Source organism: Streptomyces sp. S4.7 (assembly GCF_010384365.1).
In the GTDB taxonomy this organism is placed as follows: domain Bacteria; phylum Actinomycetota; class Actinomycetes; order Streptomycetales; family Streptomycetaceae; genus Streptomyces.
On sequence record NZ_CP048397.1, the window covers coordinates 2,712,053 to 2,735,493 of the forward strand.

Genomic DNA, 23,441 nt, shown 5'->3' on the forward strand with positions numbered 1-23,441 from the left:
TGCCAGCCTCCCGCTCTGCTCCGCAGACAGGCACCGTTGAAGCGCCGGCTCCCCGAGCCTGCCTCCGAAACCAATCCACGAGGTGGACGACCGTGAACGACACTCCGGGCTGGGCCTCGCCCGGATCTGCCCCGTCCGACGGCCAGGACGCCGGCGTGCCGCGGCCCGCCGAGCCCGCCGACGACATCGGCACGCCCTCGGACTCCCCCTCGAAGTGGTCCAAGACCCAGCCGCCGGCCGGACAGTGGTCCGCGCCCAGCGCGCCCGGTCCTGTTCCGCCCGCTCCCAGGTCCACACCGGGCTGGGGCGGCCCCGGACCCGGAGGACAGCATTCCGGCTGGGGACAGCCGCCCGTCGCGGCGAAGCCCGGTGTTATCCCCCTGCGCCCCCTGGGTGTGGGGGAGATCCTCGACGGCGCCGTGTCCACGCTGCGGGCCCACTGGCGCACCGTCCTCGGTGTCACCATCGTCGTCGCGGTCATCTCGCAGATCGGCGACATACTCGTCCAGCGCTATCTCCTGCCGGAGCCGGTGGACATCGACCCCAACGCGAGCCCGACGGAAGCGCTGAACCAGGCCGTCGACGCGATGCAGTCCAGCCTCCTCGCGCTCGCGCCGTCGCTTCTCATCACCATCATCGGCACGCTTTTCACCACCGCCGTGCTGACCGTGGTCATCAGCCGCTCCGTACTCGGCCGCGGCGTCACGCTGTCGGACGCCTGGGCGGAGGCCCGGCCCCGGCTGCTTCAACTCCTCGGCCTGACCCTGCTGTTGCCCGTCATGGGCGCCCTCGTCGTGACTGTGGGCATCCTCCCGGGACTGCTGATCGGTTCCGGTGCCGGGATCGCGCTGACGATGCTCGGCGGACTGGCCGCGCTCGTCCTGGTGATCTGGCTGATGGTCAGCTTCAGCCTCGCCTCCCCGGCCCTGATGCTCGAACGGCAGGGGATCGTCGCGTCGCTGCGCCGCTCCGCCAAGCTCGTGAAGGGCACCTGGTGGCGGATCTTCGGCATCCTGCTGCTCACGATGCTGCTGACCTTCGTGGTGTCCATGATCATCGCTGTGCCTTTCAGTCTCGTCGCCATGGCCGTGGACGGCGAAGGTGTCAGCGGGCTGTTCTCCGACAGCGGTCCGGACTTCGGCTGGCCTTTCCTGATCATCACCGGCATCGGCACGGTGATCAGCACCTCCATCACACTGCCGATCTCCGCGGGCGTCTCGGTGCTCCTCTATGTGGACCAGCGCATCCGGCGCGAAGCCCTGGACCTCGAACTCGCACGCGCCGCCGGCGTACCGGGCTACGACTCCGAGCGACCTGGCAACGACGCCCCCAGGGGCTGATGCGGTGTACGGAACGGGGGGCACGGCAACGGCGTGGCTGACGGCACGCACGAGCGACGACATACCGGTGGACACCTCGCGCGTCCCCGCCCGTGAGGCGGCCGAGGACGAGCTGTCCAAACCGATGTACCACGAGAACGACCCGAATCTGCTCCAGCGCGCGATGGACCGCTTCTGGGAGTGGATCGGAGATCTCTTCAACTCCGTGGCCGGTTCCGGAGTCACGAGTCCGGTCGGTCTCGCCGTCATCGCACTGATCGTCGCCGCGCTCGGCACCGCGCTCTGGTGGCGCCTCGGCACCCCTCGGCGCACCACCCGTCCCAAGGACGCGCTCTTCGACTCCGGACCGCGCGGCGCGGCCGAACACCGCGCCAACGCCGAGGAACACGCCGCGGCCGAACGCTGGAACCAGGCCGTCCAGGAACGGATGCGCGCCATCGTCCGCTCCCTGGAAGAGCGCACCGTGCTCGACCCGCGTCCCGGCCGCACAGCCGACGAGGCCGCCGCCGACGCCGGCCGGTCACTCCCGGAGCACGCGACCGCCCTGCGGGCAGCCGCCAGGGCCTTCGACGACGTCACGTACGGCGGACGCTCGGCGAACCAGCAGACATACCTGCGCCTGCGCGAACTGGACCTCGGCCTGGAGAACAGCAAACCCCAGCTGAGCGGCGCCACCCCGGGAGCCGCCGAATGACCGGCACCACCACGAACTCCCCGCCCCGGCCCGCGACCAGCTCCACCTCGATGTCGCCCAGCGCCCAGCAGGTCTGGAAACGTGTCCGTGGGCTGCTGATCGCACTCGCCATTCTTCTCGTGGCCGGGATCGCCCTGGCCGCCGTGCGCTCCGGCGACCAGCACGGCCGCCTCGACCCCCGCTCCGCCGGCCCGGTGGGCAGCCGAGCGGTCGCCGAACTCCTCAAGGACCGCGGTGTCACCACCCGAGTCGTCACGACTCTCGCCGGTGCGACCGAGGGGGCCGGCCCGGACACCACCCTGGTGGTCACCTCCCCCAACCTGCTGACCTTCCATCAGCAGCGCATGCTCCGAGACGCGACGGCGACCTCCGGGGGGCGTACGGTCCTTCTGTCGGCGGGACCGCCCTCCCTCGACATCCTGGCCACCGATGTCACCGCGGCCCCGGCTACATCGGTGGCAGCGCGAGAGCCCCGATGCTCCCTGCCCGCCGCCCGCAGCGCGGGCGCCGTCGACATAGGCGGAGTGCGCTACACCACGGACTCGCCGAACAGCCACGCCTGTTACCCGACCGGCGGGCTTCCGACCCTCCTCAGGGTCGATGCCACCGACGGCGGCGACACCGTCCTGCTCGGCTCCCCCGATCTCCTCTACAACGAGCGCCTCGCCAAACAGGGCAACGCCTCGCTGGCCCTTCAACTCCTCGGCTCGCGACCTCATATCGTCTGGTACCTCCCCTCGCTCAGTGATCCCTCCGCCACCGGATCCGGCAGCGGTAGTGGTAGTGGTGACGACAACAGCGGTGACAGCAGCGGCGACAGAGAGGAACAGGCGGGAGGCAACGAGTCGAGCTTCCTGGACCTGATCCCCTCCGGCTGGCTCTGGGGCACTCTCCAACTCGCCCTCGCCGCCGTACTCGCCGCCGTCTGGCGCTCCCGCCGACTCGGCCCCGTCGTCGCCGAACGGCTCCCGGTCGCCATCCGCGCCTCCGAGGCCACCGAGGGCCGCGCCCGCCTCTATCGCAAGGCCGACGCCCGCGATCGCGCCGCCTCGGTCCTCCGTACGGAGACCCGCACCCGCCTCGCTTCTCTCCTCGGTGTCCCACCGTCCGAGGCCCACACCCCGGAGGCCCTCGTCCCCGCTGTCTCCGCGCAACTCCCCGACAGCTCGCGGGACCCCCGCGCGCTGCTCTTCGGCCCGGCGCCGGCCGACGATGCCGCTCTCATCCGCCTGACGGATCAACTCGACGCCCTCGAAAGAGAGGTACGCACCTCATGAGTGCCCCGACCCCCGAGACCGCTACGAACTCGGACAGCGCCCGCGCCTCCCTGGAGGCCCTGCGCGCCGAGATCGCGAAGGCCGTGGTCGGCCAGGACCCCGCCGTGACCGGACTCGTCGTCGCCCTGCTCTGCCGGGGCCACGTACTCCTCGAAGGAGTCCCCGGCGTCGCGAAGACACTCCTGGTACGGGCCCTCGCCGCCTCTCTCGAACTCGACACCAAACGCGTCCAGTTCACCCCCGACCTGATGCCGAGCGACGTCACAGGCTCCCTCGTCTACGACGCGCGAACAGCGGAGTTCTCCTTCCAGCCCGGTCCCGTCTTCACCAACCTGCTGCTCGCCGACGAGATCAACCGCACCCCGCCCAAGACGCAGTCGTCGCTGCTCGAAGCGATGGAGGAGCGCCAGGTCACGATCGACGGAACACCCCGGATGCTCCCCGATCCGTTCCTGGTCGCGGCCACGCAGAACCCGGTCGAGTACGAGGGCACCTACCCCCTCCCCGAAGCACAGCTCGACCGCTTCCTGTTGAAGCTGACCGTGCCCCTCCCATCACGCGACGACGAGATCAGCGTCCTGACCCGCCACGCGGACGGCTTCAACCCACGCGACCTCCAGGCGGCCGGAGTACGGCCCGTCGCAGGCCCGGCCGACCTCGAAGCGGCACGCGCCGCGGTCGCCAAGACCTCCGTCTCCCCGGAGATAGCGAGCTATGTCGTCGATATCTGCCGTGCCACTCGTGATTCCCCCTCGCTCTCCCTCGGCGTCTCCCCCCGAGGAGCCACCGCTCTGCTCTCCACCGCCCGTGCCTGGGCCTGGCTCACCGGCCGCGACTACGTCACGCCCGACGATGTGAAGGCCCTGGCACTGCCCACCCTGCGACACCGCGTCCAGCTCCGCCCCGAAGCGGAGATGGAGGGAGTCACCGCGGACTCAGTCATCACCGCGATCCTGGCCCATGTCCCCGTGCCCCGATGAGGCGATGAACCATGGCCCTCACCGGACGAGCGGCTCTCCTCGCCGCTCTCGGCTCGATTCCCGTCGGCCTCCTCGCCCCCAGCTGGGCCGGGATGCTGGCGGTCAACGCGCCCCTCTCCCTCGCAATTCTGTGCGACTACTGCCTGGCCGCGCCAGTGCGAACGCTCCGGTTCACTCGAAGTGGTGATACGTCAGTTCGACTCGGAGAAAGTGCCGAGGTCCAGCTCACGGTCACCAATCCGGCGCGCCGCACGCTGCGCGCCCACATCCGGGACGCCTGGCCGCCGAGCAGTTGGCCGACCGGCACCGAACAGGCCGCATCCCGGCACGAGTTGACCGTCCCCGCCGGAGAACGCCGCCGGCTCTCCACGCTCCTCCGCCCCACCCGCCGAGGCGACAGGCGCACCGAGCGAGTGACGGTGCGGTCCTTCGGTCCCCTCGGCCTGGCGGCCCGCCAGGGAAATCACGACGTGCCGTGGACAGTCCGTGTGTTGCCGCCGTTCACGAGCCGTAAGCACCTGCCGTCCAGGCTCGCCCGACTGCGCGAACTCGACGGCCGGACAAGCGTGCTCACCCGCGGCGAGGGCACCGAGTTCGACAGCCTGCGCCCTTACATACCGGGGGACGACACCCGGTCCATCGACTGGCGCGCCACCGCCCGTCAGTCGGCGGTCACGATTCGTACCTGGCGCCCCGAACGCGACCGCCACATCCTCATCGTCCTCGACACCGGCCGCACCTCGGCCGGCCGCGTCGGCGACGTCCCCCGCCTCGACGCCGCGATGGACGCCACGCTTCTCCTCACAGCACTGGCCACCCGCGCGGGCGACCGGGTGGACCTGCTGGCGTACGACCGCCGGACACGCGCACAGGTCCGGGGCAGCGCGGCGAGCGACGTACTGCCCGCGCTGGTGAACGCGCTGGCCACGCTGGAGCCCGAGCTGGTGGAGACGGACGCGCGCGGCCTGGCCGCCACGGTCCTGAAAAACGCCCCGCGCCGATCACTCGTCGTCCTGCTGACCAGCCTCGAAGCGGCACCGGTCGAGGAAGGACTACTGCCTGTCCTCCACCAACTCACCCAGCGCCACACGGTGCTCGTCGCCTCGGTGGCCGATCCCCACACCCAGACCATGAGCACGGCCCGGGGCTCGGTGGACGCGGTCTACGAGGCCGCCGCCGGCTCCCAGGCACAGTCCCAACGACGCCGCACCTCGGAAAAACTCCAGCGCTACGGCGTCACAGTCGTGGACGCCGTGCCCGACTCACTGGCCCCGGCACTGGCGGATGCCTACCTGGCGCTGAAGGCCGCAGGTCGCCTCTGAATGGGTTGGGTGCGGAGAGGGAAACCGCTCCGTACCCGGAAAGGCCCCTGAACGCAGAAATGCCCCGCACCAGAGGTGCGGGGCATTCCCACAAAAATTGTTCGGCGGCGTCCTACTCTCCCACAGGGTCCCCCCTGCAGTACCATCGGCGCTGAAAGGCTTAGCTTCCGGGTTCGGAATGTAACCGGGCGTTTCCCTAACGCAATGACCACCGAAACACAATGAAACACATGAACAAACCGGATGTGAACACGGTCGTTCGTTGTCTCAGAACTAACACAGTGGACGCGAGCAACTGAGGACAAGCCCTCGGCCTATTAGTACCGGTCAACTCCACACCTCACAGTGCTTCCATATCCGGCCTATCAACCCAGTCGTCTACTGGGAGCCTTACCCCATCAAGTGGGTGGGAGTCCTCATCTCGAAGCAGGCTTCCCGCTTAGATGCTTTCAGCGGTTATCCCTCCCGAACGTAGCCAACCAGCCATGCCCTTGGCAGGACAACTGGCACACCAGAGGTTCGTCCGTCCCGGTCCTCTCGTACTAGGGACAGCCCTTCTCAAGACTCCTGCGCGCGCAGCGGATAGGGACCGAACTGTCTCACGACGTTCTAAACCCAGCTCGCGTACCGCTTTAATGGGCGAACAGCCCAACCCTTGGGACCGACTCCAGCCCCAGGATGCGACGAGCCGACATCGAGGTGCCAAACCATCCCGTCGATATGGACTCTTGGGGAAGATCAGCCTGTTATCCCCGGGGTACCTTTTATCCGTTGAGCGACGGCGCTTCCACAAGCCACCGCCGGATCACTAGTCCCGACTTTCGTCCCTGCTCGACCCGTCGGTCTCACAGTCAAGCTCCCTTGTGCACTTACACTCAACACCTGATTACCAACCAGGCTGAGGGAACCTTTGGGCGCCTCCGTTACTCTTTAGGAGGCAACCGCCCCAGTTAAACTACCCATCAGACACTGTCCCTGATCCGGATCACGGACCCAGGTTAGACATCCAGCACGACCAGAGTGGTATTTCAACGACGACTCCACCTGAACTGGCGTCCAAGCTTCAAAGTCTCCCACCTATCCTACACAAGCCGAACCGAACACCAATATCAAACTGTAGTAAAGGTCCCGGGGTCTTTCCGTCCTGCTGCGCGAAACGAGCATCTTTACTCGTAGTGCAATTTCACCGGGCCTATGGTTGAGACAGTCGAGAAGTCGTTACGCCATTCGTGCAGGTCGGAACTTACCCGACAAGGAATTTCGCTACCTTAGGATGGTTATAGTTACCACCGCCGTTTACTGGCGCTTAAGTTCTCAGCTTCGCCACACCGAAATGTGACTAACCGGTCCCCTTAACGTTCCAGCACCGGGCAGGCGTCAGTCCGTATACATCGCCTTACGGCTTCGCACGGACCTGTGTTTTTAGTAAACAGTCGCTTCTCGCTGGTCTCTGCGGCCACCCCCAGCTCAGAGTGCAAGACTCATCACCAGAAATGGCCCCCCTTCTCCCGAAGTTACGGGGGCATTTTGCCGAGTTCCTTAACCATAGTTCACCCGAACGCCTCGGTATTCTCTACCTGACCACCTGAGTCGGTTTAGGGTACGGGCCGCCATGAAACTCGCTAGAGGCTTTTCTCGACAGCATAGGATCATCCACTTCACCACAATCGGCTCGGCATCAGGTCTCAGACTATATGCACGACGGATTTGCCTACCGTGCGTCCTACACCCTTACCCCGGGACAACCACCGCCCGGGCTGGACTACCTTCCTGCGTCACCCCATCGCTTACCTACTGCAAGTCTGGTCCGACGGCTCCACCACTTCCCTTTGCCCGAAGGCTCCAGGACGGCTTCACGGTCTTAGCATCGCCTGGTTCGGTACTGGGCGTTTCAAAGCGGGTACCGGAATATCAACCGGTTGTCCATCGACTACGCCTGTCGGCCTCGCCTTAGGTCCCGACTTACCCTGGGCAGATCAGCTTGACCCAGGAACCCTTAGTCAATCGGCGCACACGTTTCCCACGTGTGTATCGCTACTCATGCCTGCATTCTCACTCGTGAACCGTCCACCCCTCGCTTCCGCGGAGGCTTCACCCGGCACACGACGCTCCCCTACCCATCCGCACGCCCGTTGGGGCTATGTGTACGAATGACACGACTTCGGCGGTACGCTTGAGCCCCGCTACATTGTCGGCGCGGAATCACTTGACCAGTGAGCTATTACGCACTCTTTCAAGGGTGGCTGCTTCTAAGCCAACCTCCTGGTTGTCTCTGCGACTCCACATCCTTTCCCACTTAGCGTACGCTTAGGGGCCTTAGTCGATGCTCTGGGCTGTTTCCCTCTCGACCATGGAGCTTATCCCCCACAGTCTCACTGCCGCGCTCTCACTTACCGGCATTCGGAGTTTGGCTAAGGTCAGTAACCCGGTAGGGCCCATCGCCTATCCAGTGCTCTACCTCCGGCAAGAAACACACGACGCTGCACCTAAATGCATTTCGGGGAGAACCAGCTATCACGGAGTTTGATTGGCCTTTCACCCCTAACCACAGGTCATCCCCCAGGTTTTCAACCCTGGTGGGTTCGGTCCTCCACGACCTCTTACAGCCGCTTCAACCTGCCCATGGCTAGATCACTCCGCTTCGGGTCTTGAGCGCGCTACTATACCGCCCTGTTCGGACTCGCTTTCGCTACGGCTTCCCCACACGGGTTAACCTCGCAACACACCGCAAACTCGCAGGCTCATTCTTCAAAAGGCACGCAGTCACGACTGACAGCACAAGTACTGCCAGCGACGCTCCCACGGCTTGTAGGCACACGGTTTCAGGTACTATTTCACTCCGCTCCCGCGGTACTTTTCACCATTCCCTCACGGTACTATCCGCTATCGGTCACCAGGGAATATTTAGGCTTAGCGGGTGGTCCCGCCAGATTCACACGGGATTTCTCGGGCCCCGTGCTACTTGGGTGTCTCTCAAACGAGCCGTTAATGTTTCAGCTACGGGGGTCTTACCCTCTACGCCGGACCTTTCGCATGTCCTTCGCCTACATCAACGGTTTCTGACTCGCCTCACAGCCGGCAGACTGTGAAAAAGAGATCCCACAACCCCGCATGCGCAACCCCTGCCGGGTATCACACACATACGGTTTGGCCTCATCCGGTTTCGCTCGCCACTACTCCCGGAATCACGGTTGTTTTCTCTTCCTGAGGGTACTGAGATGTTTCACTTCCCCTCGTTCCCTCCACACTGCCTATGTGTTCAGCAGCGGGTGACAGCCCATGACGACTGCCGGGTTTCCCCATTCGGACACCCCCGGATCAAAGCTCGGTTGACAGCTCCCCGGGGCCTATCGCGGCCTCCCACGTCCTTCATCGGTTCCTGGTGCCAAGGCATCCACCGTGCGCCCTTAAAAACTTGGCCACAGATGCTCGCGTCCACTGTGCAGTTCTCAAACAACGACCAACCACCCGCCACCCCACCGCATACACAGTGAGTTCACCGGGGCCGGCATCCCGAAGACACAGGCAGCTCACGCAGCCCGTACCCTCAGACACCCAACAGCGCGCCCGGCACCCTTCACCACCCCGTTCCCGTTCCACGCCCCGAAGAGCAGTACTGGAGAACCAAGCAGTCAAGAGTGCCGAATAGTCAACGTTCCACCCATGAGCAACCAGCACCGGACATTCGCCGGCGTACTGGCCCCTGACCAGACCCCCGAAAGGCTCTGGTGAGAAGTGCTCCTTAGAAAGGAGGTGATCCAGCCGCACCTTCCGGTACGGCTACCTTGTTACGACTTCGTCCCAATCGCCAGTCCCACCTTCGACAGCTCCCTCCCACAAGGGGTTGGGCCACCGGCTTCGGGTGTTACCGACTTTCGTGACGTGACGGGCGGTGTGTACAAGGCCCGGGAACGTATTCACCGCAGCAATGCTGATCTGCGATTACTAGCAACTCCGACTTCATGGGGTCGAGTTGCAGACCCCAATCCGAACTGAGACCGGCTTTTTGAGATTCGCTCCACCTTGCGGTATCGCAGCTCATTGTACCGGCCATTGTAGCACGTGTGCAGCCCAAGACATAAGGGGCATGATGACTTGACGTCGTCCCCACCTTCCTCCGAGTTGACCCCGGCGGTCTCCTGTGAGTCCCCATCACCCCGAAGGGCATGCTGGCAACACAGAACAAGGGTTGCGCTCGTTGCGGGACTTAACCCAACATCTCACGACACGAGCTGACGACAGCCATGCACCACCTGTACACCGACCACAAGGGGGGCACCATCTCTGATGCTTTCCGGTGTATGTCAAGCCTTGGTAAGGTTCTTCGCGTTGCGTCGAATTAAGCCACATGCTCCGCTGCTTGTGCGGGCCCCCGTCAATTCCTTTGAGTTTTAGCCTTGCGGCCGTACTCCCCAGGCGGGGAACTTAATGCGTTAGCTGCGGCACCGACGACGTGGAATGTCGCCAACACCTAGTTCCCAACGTTTACGGCGTGGACTACCAGGGTATCTAATCCTGTTCGCTCCCCACGCTTTCGCTCCTCAGCGTCAGTAATGGCCCAGAGATCCGCCTTCGCCACCGGTGTTCCTCCTGATATCTGCGCATTTCACCGCTACACCAGGAATTCCGATCTCCCCTACCACACTCTAGTCTGCCCGTATCGAATGCAGACCCGGGGTTAAGCCCCGGGCTTTCACACCCGACGTGACAGACCGCCTACGAGCTCTTTACGCCCAATAATTCCGGACAACGCTTGCGCCCTACGTATTACCGCGGCTGCTGGCACGTAGTTAGCCGGCGCTTCTTCTGCAGGTACCGTCACTTTCGCTTCTTCCCTGCTGAAAGAGGTTTACAACCCGAAGGCCGTCATCCCTCACGCGGCGTCGCTGCATCAGGCTTTCGCCCATTGTGCAATATTCCCCACTGCTGCCTCCCGTAGGAGTCTGGGCCGTGTCTCAGTCCCAGTGTGGCCGGTCGCCCTCTCAGGCCGGCTACCCGTCGTCGCCTTGGTAGGCCATTACCCCACCAACAAGCTGATAGGCCGCGGGCTCATCCTGCACCGCCGGAGCTTTCAACCGTCCCCCATGAGGGGCACAGTATTATCCGGTATTAGACCCCGTTTCCAGGGCTTGTCCCAGAGTGCAGGGCAGATTGCCCACGTGTTACTCACCCGTTCGCCACTAATCCACCCGAAGGCTTCATCGTTCGACTTGCATGTGTTAAGCACGCCGCCAGCGTTCGTCCTGAGCCAGGATCAAACTCTCCGTGAATGTATTCCCGACCCGAAGGTCAGGTGGACACCACGAGAGCGGAACAACCAGTCGGAATAAGACCAGTCGTTCACAGCGTCCTCGCTGTGTTTCTATCAAAGGAACCTCAACCCAATCCACAGAATGCGGACGAGGTCGGGGTATCAACATATCTGGCGTTGACTTTTGGCACGCTGTTGAGTTCTCAAGGAACGGACGCTTCCTTCGGTCCCGTCTCCGGGCCCCTCCGGGCTTTCCCTTCGGTCTTGCTGTCTTGCGTTCCCGACTCTATCAGAACCTTTTCGCGTCTTGCTTCTCATGGAGAAGCAGTCTCGATTAAGAGTCCTGATGGCCTTCGGAGTGGCCCTTTGCCTTTCGGCGAGCCCGACATTATCAGAAACATCCGGGCCGAACTAAATCGGCCGCTGCGATTCGGATGATGTATCGGAAAGCTCTGCGGAAATTCGATTCCCACTCAGAGCCGAGTAGACAAGCATGTCGCTCTCGAACATGTCCATATCCGAGGCAACCGTTCTAATCTACCTCCCCACGGGGACCGTGTCAATGATCGGCAGCGATCTTTGTGGGGCGGAGAGGAGACTAACAGGTCAGCGACACGTGACGCACATCAGGCTGCTGTGGGCAGTTGGGCGCTCTGGTCGGCGCTCTCCACGTCTCCCGTCTCGCCCGCGCGGGCCGCTCGGCCGCCGAGCACGTACACGTACACCAGGAAGGCCACCTCGGACAGGACGCCGATGGTGATGCGTGCCCATGTCGGCAGGCCGGACGAGGTGACGAAGCCCTCGATCAGGCCCGAGACGAAAAGGATCAGGGCGAGGCCGATGGCCATGCCCACGGCTGCCCGTCCCTGCTGGGCGAGCGCTGTCCGACGGGTGTGGGGGCCGGGATCGATCAGGGTCCAGCCGAGACGGAGGCCCGTACCCGCCGCGACGAACACGGCTGTCAGTTCGAGCAGACCATGGGGCAGGACGAGGCCGAGGAACGTGTCCAGGCGGCCGGCCGACGACATCAGGCCTATTCCTACGCCGAGGTTGAGCATGTTCAGGAAGAGGATCCAGATCACCGGGAAACAGAGGAAGGCGCCGAGGACGAGACACATGGCCGCCGCCTGGGCGTTGTTCGTCCACACCTGAGCCGCGAAGGACGCCGCGGGGTGACTTGAGTAGTAGGTCTCGTACTCACCGCCGGGCCGGGTCATCTGGCGGAGGTCCTCGGGCGCCGCGATCGCCGACTGGACCTCGGGGTGCGCCGATATCCACCAGCCGATGAGCGCGGCGACGAGCACCGAGAGCAGCGCGGTGGGTATCCACCAGTGCCGGGAGCGGTAGACGGCTGCGGGGAAACCGGCATAGAGGAAGCGGGCCGCGTCGCGCCAGCCCGCGCGGCGGGTGCCGGTGACCACCGAGCGTGCCCGCGCGACCAGCTGGGTCAGGCGCCCGATGAGCATGGGGTCCGGCGCGCTGGACTGGATCAGGGAGAGATGGGTCGCTGTGCGTTGGTAGAGGGCGACGAGTTCGTCCGCCTCGGCACCCGTGAGATGACGTCCTCGGCGCAGGAGAAGGTCCAGGCGGTCCCACTCGGGTCGGTGGGCCGTCACGAAGACGTCGAGATCCATGGTCGGCTGCTGCTCCAGGCACTGGGTGCGTACGGTCCGTACTACTGCGGCACGTTGCAGGCCAGCTTGGCAGACTGAGCGGTCCGGGGGCAGAGAAGGTCGGCGAAGGGTGGCACCGGTGAATGAGCTTGTGACGGGCGACGCGGTCGTACTGGGGCTGCGCCCCGCGAAGCTGCCGAGCCGGGCGTTGGCCGTCGTCATCGACCTGGTGGTGGTCTGGGCCGCGTACATCGCCGTCTCGATCGTTCTCGCCATCGCGACGGATTCGTTGGACACGGCCGCGGTGGCGGCGCTGGCCGTCGCGAGTTTCCTCTTGATACCGGTGGGTGTGCCGATCGCGGTGGAAACCCTCAGTCACGGGCGTTCGTTGGGGAAGCTGGCCTGTGGGCTGCGGGTGGTGCGTGACGACGGCGGGCCCATCCGGTTCCGTCACGCGCTGGTGCGTGGGGCGATCGGTGTGGTGGAGCTGCTGATGTCGTTCGGCGTCATCGCGTCCATCGCTTCGCTCGTGTCGGCGCGTGGGCGTCGGGTAGGGGACCTGTTCGCGGGGACGCTGGTCGTACGCGAGCGGGTGCCGGCGGATCGGGCCCCTGCCGTGCCGCCTCCGCCGCCGTGGCTCGTCGGTCGCTTCTCCGGGTTGGATCTGTCGTCGGTGCCCGACGATCTGTGGCTGGCGGTACGGCAGTACCTGACTCGGATGCGGCAACTCGACCCCGGCGTCGGCTGGTCGATGTCGGAGCGGCTGGCCAGTGATCTCGCGGCGCGTACGGGCGTGCCGCTCCCGCACGGCGTGCCGCCGGCGGCGTATCTGGCGGCCGTGGTGAACGAACGTCAGGCACGGGACGCGCGGCGGGCTTTCGGCACCGCCACGGCCGTCGGCGGGCCGCCGGTCGGATCGCCGCTTACGCGCCGCCCGGAGGTCACGCAGCCGCAGGGCACTCGGCAGCGGGACGCGCACCCGCAGGCAGTGCAACCGCACGACGTGCGGCACGACGCGGCCGAGGCGGCTGAGGCTGCGTCAACTCGCGTGCCGGGTCCGGCCGGTCCGCCGGCATCCGGGTTCGCGCCACCTGCCTGAGAGGCAGTTGATCCGGTGCTCCGACTCGGTGTCAGGACAGCGCCGAGGGCGGGGTTTCGAGATCTTCGAGCTCGATGCCCGGCGCCGCGAGCACCACGTCGCCGCTGATGTGGACGGTGTGCTGCTCACCGGTGTCCAGCGCGCTGACCTGGTACTCGTCCACGGTCAGGGGCCCATTGTCAGTGGCATGCGCTTCACTTCTCAGTAGCGCCCAGGACTGGTCGACAGTACGGGGGGCCAGTACAGGATCCGTGAAGGCCACGAGGCGGACGCGGGTCGCGGGGGACGCGGGAGTGAGGCGGAGCAGGCGGGTGATGGCGACGAGGAACGCGGGGGAAGCACCGGTGAAGGCGTGGGCGGGGACATTGCCTTCGGTGGCTTCGTCGCCGGTGGGGTCGGCACGGACCCAGGTGACGCCTTCGATTGCGGCGGCGCGCACCCGCCAGCTCGCGGCGTGCAGTTCGAGACGGATGGGACGGCCGAGCTCGTCGAGCGTGAGGTCGACGGAGCCGGAGTGCTCACCGGAGGGAGCGGTGATCTGGGAGACGTAGCGCCAGCCCGAGGGGCCCGGTGCGCAGTGGAAGTGTTCTTCGCCGAGGGGGGTGTGGTCGTGCGGGTCGTGGAGTGAGTAACGGCCACGGGGCATGTGCGGGAGTCCTTCGATGTCCTCGGAGCCCGTGCCGCCAGAGCGCCGGAGAGTGCCGCCCGCGTACACAGGGACCCCGCCGGGACCCGCCCGGACCGGAAACCGGTGGGATCAGGAGCCAGAGGCCGGGGCAGGCCCCCAACACGGGGGTGTGGGGGCCTGCCCGTTCCACTGGTGTCAGCGGCGGTGCCTGCGGGTCAGTAGCGGTAGTGGTCGGACTTGTACGGGCCTTCGACCTTCACGCCGATGTACGCGGCCTGCTCGGGGCGGAGCGTCGTGAGCTTCACTCCGAGCGCGTCGAGGTGGAGGCGGGCGACCTTCTCGTCGAGGTGCTTGGGCAGCACGTAGACGTCGGTCGGGTACTCCTCGGGCTTCGTGAAGAGCTCGATCTGGGCCAGCGTCTGGTCCGCGAACGAGTTGGACATCACGAAGGAGGGGTGGCCGGTCGCGTTGCCGAGGTTCAGCAGGCGGCCCTCGGACAGGACGATCAGCGTCTTGCCGTCGGGGAACTTCCAGGTGTGGACCTGCGGCTTGACCTCGTCCTTGACGATGCCGGGGACCTTCGCGAGGCCGGCCATGTCGATCTCGTTGTCGAAGTGGCCGATGTTCCCGACGATCGCCTGGTGCTTCATCTTGGCCATGTCCGCGGCCATGATGATGTCCTTGTTGCCCGTCGTGGTGACGAAGATGTCGGCGATGCCGACGACGTCGTCCAGCGTCGAGACCTGGTAGCCGTCCATCGCCGCCTGGAGCGCGCAGATCGGGTCGATCTCGGTGATGATCACGCGGGCGCCCTGGCCGCGCAGGGACTCCGCGCAGCCCTTGCCCACGTCGCCGTAGCCGAAGACGACGGCGACCTTGCCGCCGATCAGCACGTCGGTGGCGCGGTTGATGCCGTCGATCAGGGAGTGGCGGCAGCCGTACTTGTTGTCGAACTTCGACTTGGTCACGGCGTCGTTGACGTTGATCGCCGGGAAAAGAAGCGTGCCGTCGCGGTGCATCTCGTAGAGACGGTGGACACCGGTCGTGGTCTCTTCGGTGACGCCGCGGATCTCGGACGCCAGGAGGGTCCACTTCTGCGGGTTCTCGGTCAGGGTGCGGTTGAGCAGACGGAGGATGTAGCTGTACTCCTCGCTGTCCGCCGTGGCCGGATCCGGGGCCGCGCCGGCCTTCTCGAACTCGACGCCCTTGTGGACGAGGAGGGTGGCGTCGCCACCGTCGTCCAGGATCATGTTCGGGCCGCCGGTGGAGGCGTTGGGCCAGGTCAGGGCCTGCTCCGTGCACCACCAGTACTCTTCGAGCGTCTCGCCCTTCCAGGCGAAGACCGGGATTCCCTGCGGGTCGTCCGGAGTGCCGTTCGGACCGACGGCCACCGCGGCGGCGGCGTGGTCCTGGGTGGAGAAGATGTTGCAGGAGGCCCAGCGGACGTCGGCGCCGAGCGCGGCCAGCGTCTCGATGAGGACGGCGGTCTGCACGGTCATGTGCAGGGAGCCGGTGATGCGGGAGCCGGCGAGGGGCTGCGCCTCGGCGTACTCCCTGCGGATCGACATCAGGCCGGGCATCTCGTGCTCGGCGAGGGTGATCTCCTTGCGGCCGAAGTCGGCAAGCGAGAGATCGGCGACCTTGAAGTCCTGTCGGTTGGCGACAGTGGTCATAGCGAGCTGCTCCTCGTGAAGGGGTCGAGGGTGGGTACGGCTGACTCTGCGGCGGCGGGCATAGGAATGCCCGGACGTACGCAACGCAGTCCGTCGGAGGCCCTCTCTCCCTCGGCCGGTCCGCGCCGCAGACCGCCCGACCGCCATCAGCAGCGACGTCTGGCTCTGGTGACGAATCTACACCGATCGGCCCAGCGCCCTAAAGGGCGCCTGGGCACGGACCCCGTCCCCGACGGGCCCCGAAGGGGCCTCAACTCGGGCCTTACGGGCGTTTCGCCGTACGTCCTCGGTGTTGATCTGTCCGGAAACAGCTGAGGGCCGCACCGGGCTCAGATCCGTAAGGAGGCCCCGGCGCGAGATGCGCCGGGGCCTCCTTACGGATGTGAGCGGGTGATCAGTGGTCGTCCTTGTCGGAACCTGAGTCGGGACCGGGCTCGGTCTCCGTGCCGCCCGGCGACTTGGCCGGGTTGGTGCCCGCCGCCGCGGCGGCGGCGTTGAAGATGTCCGGCTCCAGATAGATCACGCGGGCGATCGGGACCGCGTCACGGATCCGGCCCTCGGCCGCGTTGATCGCCTGGGCGACCTCGGCCGCCGTGTCGTCGTGCTCGACCGCGATCTTGGCCGCCACCAGCAGTTCCTCGGGGCCGAGGTGGAGCGTACGCATGTGGATGATGCCGGTGACGACGTCGCCGTCGACGATCGCGGCCTTGATCTTCTCCACGTCCTCCCGGCCGGCGGACTCACCGAGCAGCAGGGACTTCGTCTCGGCCGCCAGGACCAGGGCGATGACGATCAGCAGGATGCCGATGCAGAGGGTGCCGATGCCGTCCCAGACGCCGTCGCCCGTGGCGAGCGCCAGGCTCACGCCCAGGAGCGCGAGGATCAGACCGACCAGGGCGCCGAGGTCCTCCAGCAGGACGACAGGGAGTTCGGGGGCCTTGGAGTGCCGGATGAACTCTTTCCACGAGCGCTTGCCGCGGGTCTGGTTGGACTCGACGATGGCCGTGCGGAAGGAGAACGACTCGGCGATGATCGCGAACACCAGGACGCCGACCGGCCAGTACCAGGCCTCGATCTCGTGCGGGTGCTTGATCTTCTCGTAGCCCTCGTAGATGGCGAACATGCCACCGACGGAGAAGAGCACGATGGAGACGAGGAACGCGTAGATGTAGCGCTCGCGGCCGTAACCGAAGGGATGTTCCGGGGTCGCTTCGCGCTTCGCCTTCTTGCCGCCGAGGAGCAGCAGCCCCTGATTGCCGGAGTCGGCGAGCGAGTGCACGCTCTCGGCGAGCATGGACGACGAACCACTGAAGAGGAACGCCACGAACTTGGCTACTGCGATCGCTAGGTTGGCGACGAGCGCCGCCACGATCGCCTTGGTTCCGCCTGACGCGCTCATGGGTGCGGTGGTTCCCTTCCTCGGTCTGCGGCCCTGGCGCCGCGGTACGGCGGCACATTGTTGCAGCCGCCGAGGCGGGCCGTGCGCGAAGTCCCGGTTCAGGCGATGACGGTGGCCCTGAAGACCCTGCCCGTACCGGTCAGTTCGGTCTTCTCGCCCGCGGGGACGAAGACCGAATCGCCCGGAGTCAGGTCGATTTCGTTGGCGCGCGGCGTGCCCGCCGTGCAGAGCAGGATCTGCGGGGTGTCTGCGGTGAGTTCGCGGGGTTCGGCGCCGGGGGCCAATCCGTAGGTGGACAGCCGGAATTCGTCGATCGGGGTCTCGTACAGCTCTTCGCCGGACGCCGACGCCTCGGGGCGGAGCACGGCGGGCTCGGCCGACTCGAAGCGCACGATGCGGAGCAGTTCCGGTACGTCGACGTGTTTGGGGGTGAGGCCGCAGCGCAGGACGTTGTCCGAGTTGGCCATGATCTCGACGCCCAGCCCGTTCAGATAGGCGTGCGGGACGCCGGCGCCGAGGAAGAGGGCCTCGCCGGGCTGGAGTTGTACGTGGTTGAGCAGCATGGCCGCGATGACGCCCGGGTCGCCGGGGTAGTGGTGCGCGATCGACACGTATGGCGAGTACTCGCCGCCGAGGCGTGCCGCGGCTTCGGCGGAGGAATGCACTGTGTGTGACATCTCGTCGGGGTCGGCGGTCAGCACGGCGGTGAGGACCTCGCGCAGCGCGGCTTCCTCGGGGTGTGCGCGCAGGAGGTCCACATAGGGCTTGAGCGAGTCGACGTCCAGCCGGGCGAGGAGGTCGGCGGTCTCGGCGGGTGCTCGGAAGCCGCACAGGCCGTCGAAGGGGGTGAGGGCGCAGATCAGTTCGGGCTTGTGGTTGGCGTCCTTGTAGTTGCGGTGCGGCGCGTCGATGGGGACGCCCTGGCGCTCCTCCGCCGCGTAACCCTCCTTCGCCTGGGCGAGGTTGGGGTGGACCTGAAGCGAGAGGGGGGCGCCCGCGGCAAGGATCTTGAGGAGGAAGGGGAGACGTGGACCGAATTTCTTGACGGTGGGGGCGCCGAGTTCCGCCTCGGGGGCGGCTGCGATGAGGTCGGAGAGCGGGTGGTCGACGGGGGTGGTGGCGCGGTTGATACGGGACGGGGCCCCCGGGTGGGCGCCCATCCACATCTCGGCCTGGGGTTCGCCGGTCGGGGCGGTGCCGAGCAGTTCCGGGATGGCGGTCGTGGAGCCCCAGGCGTAGGGGCGCACGGTGTTGGAGAGGCGGTCCATGGGTGCTTCCTTGTTCTTCCTTGTTCCGTGACGTACGGCGAAGTCGGTGGCGTACGGACGACGTGCGGAGACGCGTGAGAACGGAGGTGAGTGAAATCGGAGGGGGTGAGAGGCGGGCGCGGTGCTGAGTCTGCGGGGTGCGTGAGGTGTGCTCAGCGCGGGGGTCGGTCGGACGGGCCGGTGGGGGTCATTCGCGGTTGCCCGAGGCCAGGGCCAGGTAGACGGCCGTGAAGTCGGTGACGGCGACGAGTTCCGCGAGGGCTTCGAGTTCGCCGCCTTCCTGCGGCTCCAGCTCGCTGATGGCGGTCTCGTGGCTGGTGGCGAGTTCGCGGGCGGCGGGCGCCGCGGTCAGTCCGCCGACGGGGCGGTCACGGAGCAGTACGACTCGGGCGTGCAGCGGCTGGGACTCCTCGACGCGGTCGCGGAAGAAGTCGTCGGGGTCGGCGGCGCCGCCGGCGAAGTCTCCGCCCAGGAGGAGACCGTGTGCGGGCAGGGCGCCGGGGAGCTCGGCCGCGAGCGCGGGGCGGCCGGACAGCTCGGCCAGTACGGCGGCGAAGCGGCGTCCGGCGGGGGCGGCGACGGTGCCTTCCGTCCAGATCAGGGGGAGGCTGTCGGCCAGTTCGGCGGCGAGGGTCTTGGCCGGGTTGCTGTACGTCGCGATGGCCGGGCCGCAGCGTTCGGCCGCGCTGTCGAGACGGTCGGCGACGAGCTGAAGCGTCTCCGTGGACGCGGTGAGCAGCCCGACGCGGTCGAGAAGAGACAGGAGCGGGGTCAACAGCGCCCACAGCGCGCCCGGACTGGCGGCCTGGATCTCCTCGTACTGCTCCTGGGGTGTGGGCGCCATGGGCACGGCGAGACCGTGCGTGCCGCCTACGGCCTCGCTGAGCGGGGACGGGTGCGGGGCGACGGCGACGACGGTGCAGCCGCGGCGGTAGGCCTGCTCGGCGAGGAGGGCGAGGCCCGGTTCGCCGCCGTCGGTGGTGGCGATCAGGAGCAGGTCGACAGAGCCGGCCCAGCCGGGGAGCTCCCAGCGCAGGGCGCCCGCGGCGGGGGCGACGCCGGTGGGCCTCAGCAGGGTGACGGGCGCGGCGGTGCCGGCGAGTGCGCCGAGCAGGTCGGCGACGCCGAGTGCGGCGGTGCCGGAGCCGGCGAACAGCACGGCGCGGGGGCGGCCCTCGGGGTTGAGCTGTCCGATGCCCGCCTCGGCGGCGTGCCGGACGGCGGTGCGTACACGTGCCCCGGCCTCGGCGGCGCCGAGGAGCAGCCCACGGTGGTCGGCGCGAGCCAGCGCGTCCGGCGCGTCGAGCAAGGACTCGTCGAGCATGGGAGGTACGTCTCCGATCACCGGGCGCCGTGGACGGCGCGTGGGCACTGGCCTGTGGAAGCGGGGCTCCCTCAGGCGGGGCGGCGGGCCTCGTCCACGAGGAGTACGGGGATGTCGTCCCGGACCGGGTAGGCCAGGCCGCAGTCCGCGCCGGTGCAGATCAGCTCGGGCGTGTCGGCTTCGGTGCGGTCGCTGAGCGGCGCGTGACAGGCCGGGCAGGCGAGGATCTCCAGGAGGCCGGCTTCGAGCGGCATGTGGTGGTGTCCCTTCGAACGAGCTGAGGCGTACGGGGTGGTGCGGATTGAGCCACGTCAGCCTACCGCCGGAGGGTGGGGCCGGGCTCGTTGCGGGGGTGGGGTTCGGCAGGGCGCCGAGCGGGGCGAGCGGCGCTTCCCGCTGCTCGCGCTCTGCCGACGCTGCGGCGCGCCCCGGACCTCGTACCAGTCCCGGACCCGGCCCCGGTCCGGGATCCGACGCTGCGGCGCGGCCCGCAGTCAGGATCGGATCAGAGCCAGGGCCTCGTCTCTGATCTTGGCCATCGTCGGCTCGTCGCGGGCCTCCACGTTGAGGCGCAGCAGCGGTTCCGTGTTGGAGGCGCGGAGGTTGAACCACCAGTCGGGGGTGGTCACCGTCAGTCCGTCGAGTTCGTCGGTCGTGACGCCCTCGCGGTCAAAGAAGGCTTTCCGTACGGCGGCGACGCGTGCCGTCTGGTCGTCCACCGTGGAGTTGATCTCGCCCGATCCGGCGTACCGGTCGTATGAGGCGACGAGTTCGGACAGCGGTCCGTCCTGTCCGCCGAGCGCGGCCAGGACGTGGAGAGCGGCGAGCATGCCCGTGTCCGCGTTCCAGAACTCGCGGAAGTAGTAGTGCGCGGAGTGCTCGCCGCCGAAGATCGCCCCGGTGCGGGCCATCTCCGCCTTGATGAAGGAGTGGCCGACGCGTGTACGGACGGGGGTGCCGCCCTGTTCCCTGACCACCTCGGGGACCGACCAGGAGGTGATGAGGTTGTGGATGACCGTGCCGCCGGGGTGCTTGGCGAGTTCACGCTCGGCGACCAGTGCCGTGATCGCCGACGGTGACACGCCCCTCCCCCGCTCGTCGACCACGAAGCAGCGGTCCGCGTCGCCGTCGAACGCCAGGCCCAGATCGGCACCTTCGGAGAGCACGCGGGCCTGGAGGTCCACGATGTTCCGCGGATCGAGCGGGTTGGCCTCGTGGTTGGGGAACGTGCCGTCCAGCTCGAAGTACATCGGGACCAGGTCGACGGGCAGCCCCGCGAAGACCGTGGGGACGGTGTGGCCCCCCATGCCGTTCCCCGCGTCGACCACGACCTTCAGCGGGCGGATCGCCGAGAGCTCGACCAGGGACAGCAGATGGGCGGCGTAATCCGTCAACGTGTCACGCTGTGTGATCGTTCCCGGTTCCGCGGCCGGCTCCGGGGGTCCTTCGGCGAGCCACTTCTCGACCAGGGCGCGGATGTCCGCCAGTCCGGTGTCCTGCCCCACCGGCGCCGCTCCCGCGCGGCACATCTTGATCCCGTTGTACCGGGCGGGGTTGTGCGACGCGGTGAACATCGCGCCCGGCAGGTCCAGTGCCCCGCTGGCGTAGTAGAGCTGGTCCGTCGAGCAGAGCCCGATCAGCGTGGCGTGCGCCCCTCGCCGGACGGCGCCCTTGGCGAAGCTCGCCGACAGATGGGGCGAGGAGGGCCGCATGTCGTGACCGACGACGATCGCCGTGGCGCCCGTGACTTCCACGAAGGCCGCCCCGAAGAGCTCGACGAGCCGGTCGTCGAGCTGGTCCGGATACACGCCACGTACGTCGTACGCCTTCACGATCTGGCCCAAGTCGGCCACGGCCACCCCTCCTGAGGTCTGTGCGGACAGTCATCACAAACTACCCGCCCCCGGAAGGGGCCCCGAGGACACGTCCCCGGGTCGGCCGCGGCGCGCCTACGGCAGCATCCACCCCAGTACGAAGGTGCTCTGCCCCACCACGATCAGGCACATCACCAACAGCAGCCCGAGGCTCCATGGCAGGACCTTCCTCAGGAGGTCGCCTTCCTTCCCCGCGAGACCGACCGCGGCGCACGCGATGGTCAGGTTCTGCGGGGAGATCATCTTGCCGAGCACACCGCCGGAGCTGTTCGCCGCGGCCAACAGCTCCGGCGACAGCCCGGATTCACGCGCCGCCGTCACCTGGAGCGCTCCGAAGAGCGCGTTGGCCGAGGTGTCGGAGCCCGTGACGGCGACGCCGAACCAGCCCAGCACGGGCGAGAGGAACGCCAGTCCCGCGCCCGCCGCCGCGACGAAGTGGCCGATGGTGGCCGCCTGTCCGGAGAGGTTCATGACGTACGCGAGGGCCAGCACCGACACGACGGTGAGGATGGCGTAGCGCAGTTCGTGCACCGTGGCGGCCCACTCCTTCAGCGCGTCCTTCGCCTTGAGGCCGATCACCGCGGCCGTCAGGAGGCCTGCGATCAGGACGAGTGTGCCGCCGGTCGAAATGAGCGGCAGCGAGAAGACGTTGGCCCCGACCGGCTTCCCCTCGGAGTCCGCGACGTCGAGGAACGGCCAGTCGAAGGACTGGGTCGCCCTGGCCAGCAGGTCTTTGACCGGCGGGATCTGCGCGAGGGAGAAGATCACCACGATCAGGCCGTACGGCGCGTAGGCGCGGACGATCTCGCGGCGGTCGTCCTCGACGTCGAGGTCCTCGCTGCGTACGCCTGTCAGTACGGAGGTTCGCACCGCCTCGTCGGCCGGCTTGCGCGCGCTCGGCACGGCGAGCAGCGCGGCGGCGCCCACCAGCGCGGCCCCGATGTCCGCGAGTTGGGCGGAGACGAAGTTGGCGGCGACGAACTGCGCGACACCGAAGGCGAATCCGCACGCCAGGGCGGGCGCCCAGGTTTCTCGCAGGCCCCGTTTGCCGTCCACGAGCCCGACGAGCACGAGCGGGACGACAACGGCCAGCAGCGGGGTTTGGCGGCCGACGACGGAGGCGACGGTGTCCAGCGGCAGCCCGGTCACCTGGGCCAGGGTCACGACCGGCGTACCCATGGCGCCGAAGGCGACGGGCGCGGTGTTGGCCACGAGGGCGACGACGGCCGCCTTGACGGGGTCGAAGCCGAGCGCCACGAGCATCACCGCGGAGATGGCGACCGGTGCGCCGAAGCCGGCGAGCGCTTCGAGGAGCGCGCCGAAGCAGAAGGCGACGACGAGTGCCTGGATGCGCGGGTCGTCGGAGAATCGGCCGAACGAGCGGCGCAGGATGTCGAAGTGCTGGGTACGGACCGTCATCCGGTACACCCACAGGGCGTTGACGACGATCCACATGATCGGGAAGAGGCCGAAGACGACGCCCTGCGCGCCTGCGGAGAGGGTCTGGCCGATCGGCATTCCGAAGGCCAGCCAGCCGACCAGAACCGCGACGGCCAGACCTATCAGTCCGGCGCGATGAGCCTTCATACGGACGGCGCCGAGCAGCACCAGCACGGTGACCAGGGGAAGCGCGGCGACGAGGGCGGACACGCCGAGTGAATCGGCGACGGGTTCCAATTGCTGTTCGAACACGACGGGG

The 23,441-nt window shown here is 67.2% G+C and carries 15 protein-coding genes and 3 rRNA genes; 6 read left to right on the plus strand and 12 right to left on the minus strand.

The genetic code is table 11. From position 1 onward, the window contains the following. The first annotated feature begins 92 nt into the window (after window positions 1-92). The 5 genes from SSPS47_RS11850 to SSPS47_RS11870 are packed head-to-tail and all read left to right on the plus strand — an operon-like array spanning window position 93 to window position 5,613. Window positions 93-1,340: a hypothetical protein gene (locus SSPS47_RS11850; RefSeq protein WP_164250859.1), complete on the plus strand. Its 1,248-nt coding sequence runs from the start codon at window positions 93-95 to the stop codon at window positions 1,338-1,340. A gap of 4 nt (window positions 1,341-1,344) precedes the next feature. Then, window positions 1,345-2,034 (plus strand): DUF4129 domain-containing protein, encoded by a 690-nt coding sequence (locus tag SSPS47_RS11855; protein ID WP_239064861.1) that lies wholly within the window; start codon window positions 1,345-1,347, stop codon window positions 2,032-2,034. Further along, on the plus strand, window positions 2,031-3,311 hold the full coding sequence (locus tag SSPS47_RS11860; protein ID WP_164250862.1) for a DUF4350 domain-containing protein: 1,281 nt from the start codon (window positions 2,031-2,033) through the stop codon (window positions 3,309-3,311). The genes SSPS47_RS11855 and SSPS47_RS11860 overlap by 4 nt, the downstream gene beginning before the upstream one ends. Further along, window positions 3,308-4,291, plus strand: a complete 984-nt coding sequence (locus SSPS47_RS11865) for a MoxR family ATPase (protein ID WP_164250863.1) — start codon at window positions 3,308-3,310, stop codon at window positions 4,289-4,291. The genes SSPS47_RS11860 and SSPS47_RS11865 overlap by 4 nt, the downstream gene beginning before the upstream one ends. Window positions 4,292-4,302: 11 nt before the next feature. Next, window positions 4,303-5,613 carry a DUF58 domain-containing protein gene (locus tag SSPS47_RS11870; protein WP_147875581.1) on the plus strand — a complete coding sequence of 437 codons (1,311 nt, stop codon included), beginning with the start codon at window positions 4,303-4,305 and terminating at the stop codon, window positions 5,611-5,613. A 99-nt stretch (window positions 5,614-5,712) separates the two neighbouring features. Here the strand turns inward: SSPS47_RS11870 and rrf are convergent. The 4 genes from rrf to SSPS47_RS11890 form a co-directional block, all read right to left on the minus strand. Beyond that, window positions 5,713-5,829, minus strand: a 5S ribosomal RNA gene (gene rrf, locus SSPS47_RS11875). Between the two features lie 81 nt (window positions 5,830-5,910). After that, window positions 5,911-9,034, minus strand: a 23S ribosomal RNA gene (locus SSPS47_RS11880). Between the two features lie 325 nt (window positions 9,035-9,359). Beyond that, window positions 9,360-10,883 (minus strand): 16S ribosomal RNA (locus tag SSPS47_RS11885). Together the 16S, 23S and 5S rRNA genes form the textbook arrangement of a ribosomal RNA operon. 607 nt (window positions 10,884-11,490) lie before the next feature. Then, entirely contained in the window at window positions 11,491-12,498 is a 1,008-nt protein-coding gene (locus tag SSPS47_RS11890) for a stage II sporulation protein M (RefSeq protein WP_164250865.1), read from the minus strand. A 118-nt stretch (window positions 12,499-12,616) separates the two neighbouring features. Between SSPS47_RS11890 and SSPS47_RS11895 the strand changes: the two genes are divergently transcribed. Further along, a complete protein-coding gene (locus tag SSPS47_RS11895; RefSeq protein ID WP_164250867.1) occupies window positions 12,617-13,576 on the plus strand; it encodes an RDD family protein in 960 nt (319 codons plus the stop codon). 31 nt (window positions 13,577-13,607) lie between these two features. On the opposite strand, the gene SSPS47_RS11900 is transcribed toward SSPS47_RS11895, so the two are convergent. The 8 genes from SSPS47_RS11900 to SSPS47_RS11935 all read right to left on the minus strand — a co-directional run bounded on the left by SSPS47_RS11900 (window position 13,608) and on the right by SSPS47_RS11935 (window position 23,434). Next, entirely contained in the window at window positions 13,608-14,222 is a 615-nt protein-coding gene (locus SSPS47_RS11900; protein ID WP_164250869.1) for a hypothetical protein, read from the minus strand. 197 nt (window positions 14,223-14,419) lie between these two features. Further along, complete coding sequence (gene ahcY / locus SSPS47_RS11905; protein ID WP_147878849.1) at window positions 14,420-15,877, minus strand: adenosylhomocysteinase; 1,458 nt, start codon at window positions 15,875-15,877, stop codon at window positions 14,420-14,422. Window positions 15,878-16,271: 394 nt separating this feature from the next. Then, window positions 16,272-17,276 (minus strand): cation diffusion facilitator family transporter, encoded by a 1,005-nt coding sequence (locus SSPS47_RS11910; RefSeq protein WP_147878850.1) that lies wholly within the window; start codon window positions 17,274-17,276, stop codon window positions 16,272-16,274. A 98-nt stretch (window positions 17,277-17,374) separates the two neighbouring features. After that, complete coding sequence (gene manA, locus SSPS47_RS11915) at window positions 17,375-18,544, minus strand: mannose-6-phosphate isomerase, class I (protein WP_164250871.1); 1,170 nt, start codon at window positions 18,542-18,544, stop codon at window positions 17,375-17,377. 187 nt (window positions 18,545-18,731) lie between these two features. Next, window positions 18,732-19,868 (minus strand): SIS domain-containing protein, encoded by a 1,137-nt coding sequence (locus SSPS47_RS11920; protein WP_164250873.1) that lies wholly within the window; start codon window positions 19,866-19,868, stop codon window positions 18,732-18,734. Between the two features lie 71 nt (window positions 19,869-19,939). After that, window positions 19,940-20,122, minus strand: a complete 183-nt coding sequence (locus tag SSPS47_RS11925) for a Trm112 family protein (protein WP_078077031.1) — start codon at window positions 20,120-20,122, stop codon at window positions 19,940-19,942. A 240-nt stretch (window positions 20,123-20,362) separates the two neighbouring features. After that, window positions 20,363-21,721, minus strand: a complete 1,359-nt coding sequence (locus tag SSPS47_RS11930) for a phosphomannomutase/phosphoglucomutase (protein WP_147878853.1) — start codon at window positions 21,719-21,721, stop codon at window positions 20,363-20,365. Window positions 21,722-21,817: 96 nt separating this feature from the next. Continuing rightward, window positions 21,818-23,434, minus strand: coding sequence for an L-lactate permease (locus SSPS47_RS11935; RefSeq protein WP_164250874.1), 1,617 nt, complete (start codon window positions 23,432-23,434; stop codon window positions 21,818-21,820). Window positions 23,435-23,441 lie beyond the last annotated feature (7 nt).

What these genes read in the sequence shown, in the direction of transcription:
- SSPS47_RS11860 (WP_164250862.1), top strand. Translation starts at nt 2,031, where the DNA reads ATGACCGGCACCACCACGAACTCCCCGCCCCGGCCCGCGACCAGCTCC.
- SSPS47_RS11865 (WP_164250863.1), top strand. Translation starts at nt 3,308, where the DNA reads ATGAGTGCCCCGACCCCCGAGACCGCTACGAACTCGGACAGCGCCCGC.
- SSPS47_RS11870 (WP_147875581.1), top strand. Translation starts at nt 4,303, where the DNA reads ATGGCCCTCACCGGACGAGCGGCTCTCCTCGCCGCTCTCGGCTCGATT.
- SSPS47_RS11890 (WP_164250865.1), bottom strand. Translation starts at nt 12,498, where the DNA reads ATGGATCTCGACGTCTTCGTGACGGCCCACCGACCCGAGTGGGACCGC.
- SSPS47_RS11900 (WP_164250869.1), bottom strand. Translation starts at nt 14,222, where the DNA reads ATGCCCCGTGGCCGTTACTCACTCCACGACCCGCACGACCACACCCCC.
- ahcY (WP_147878849.1), bottom strand. Translation starts at nt 15,877, where the DNA reads ATGACCACTGTCGCCAACCGACAGGACTTCAAGGTCGCCGATCTCTCG.
- SSPS47_RS11910 (WP_147878850.1), bottom strand. Translation starts at nt 17,276, where the DNA reads ATGAGCGCGTCAGGCGGAACCAAGGCGATCGTGGCGGCGCTCGTCGCC.
- manA (WP_164250871.1), bottom strand. Translation starts at nt 18,544, where the DNA reads ATGGACCGCCTCTCCAACACCGTGCGCCCCTACGCCTGGGGCTCCACG.
- SSPS47_RS11920 (WP_164250873.1), bottom strand. Translation starts at nt 19,868, where the DNA reads ATGCTCGACGAGTCCTTGCTCGACGCGCCGGACGCGCTGGCTCGCGCC.
- SSPS47_RS11925 (WP_078077031.1), bottom strand. Translation starts at nt 20,122, where the DNA reads ATGCCGCTCGAAGCCGGCCTCCTGGAGATCCTCGCCTGCCCGGCCTGT.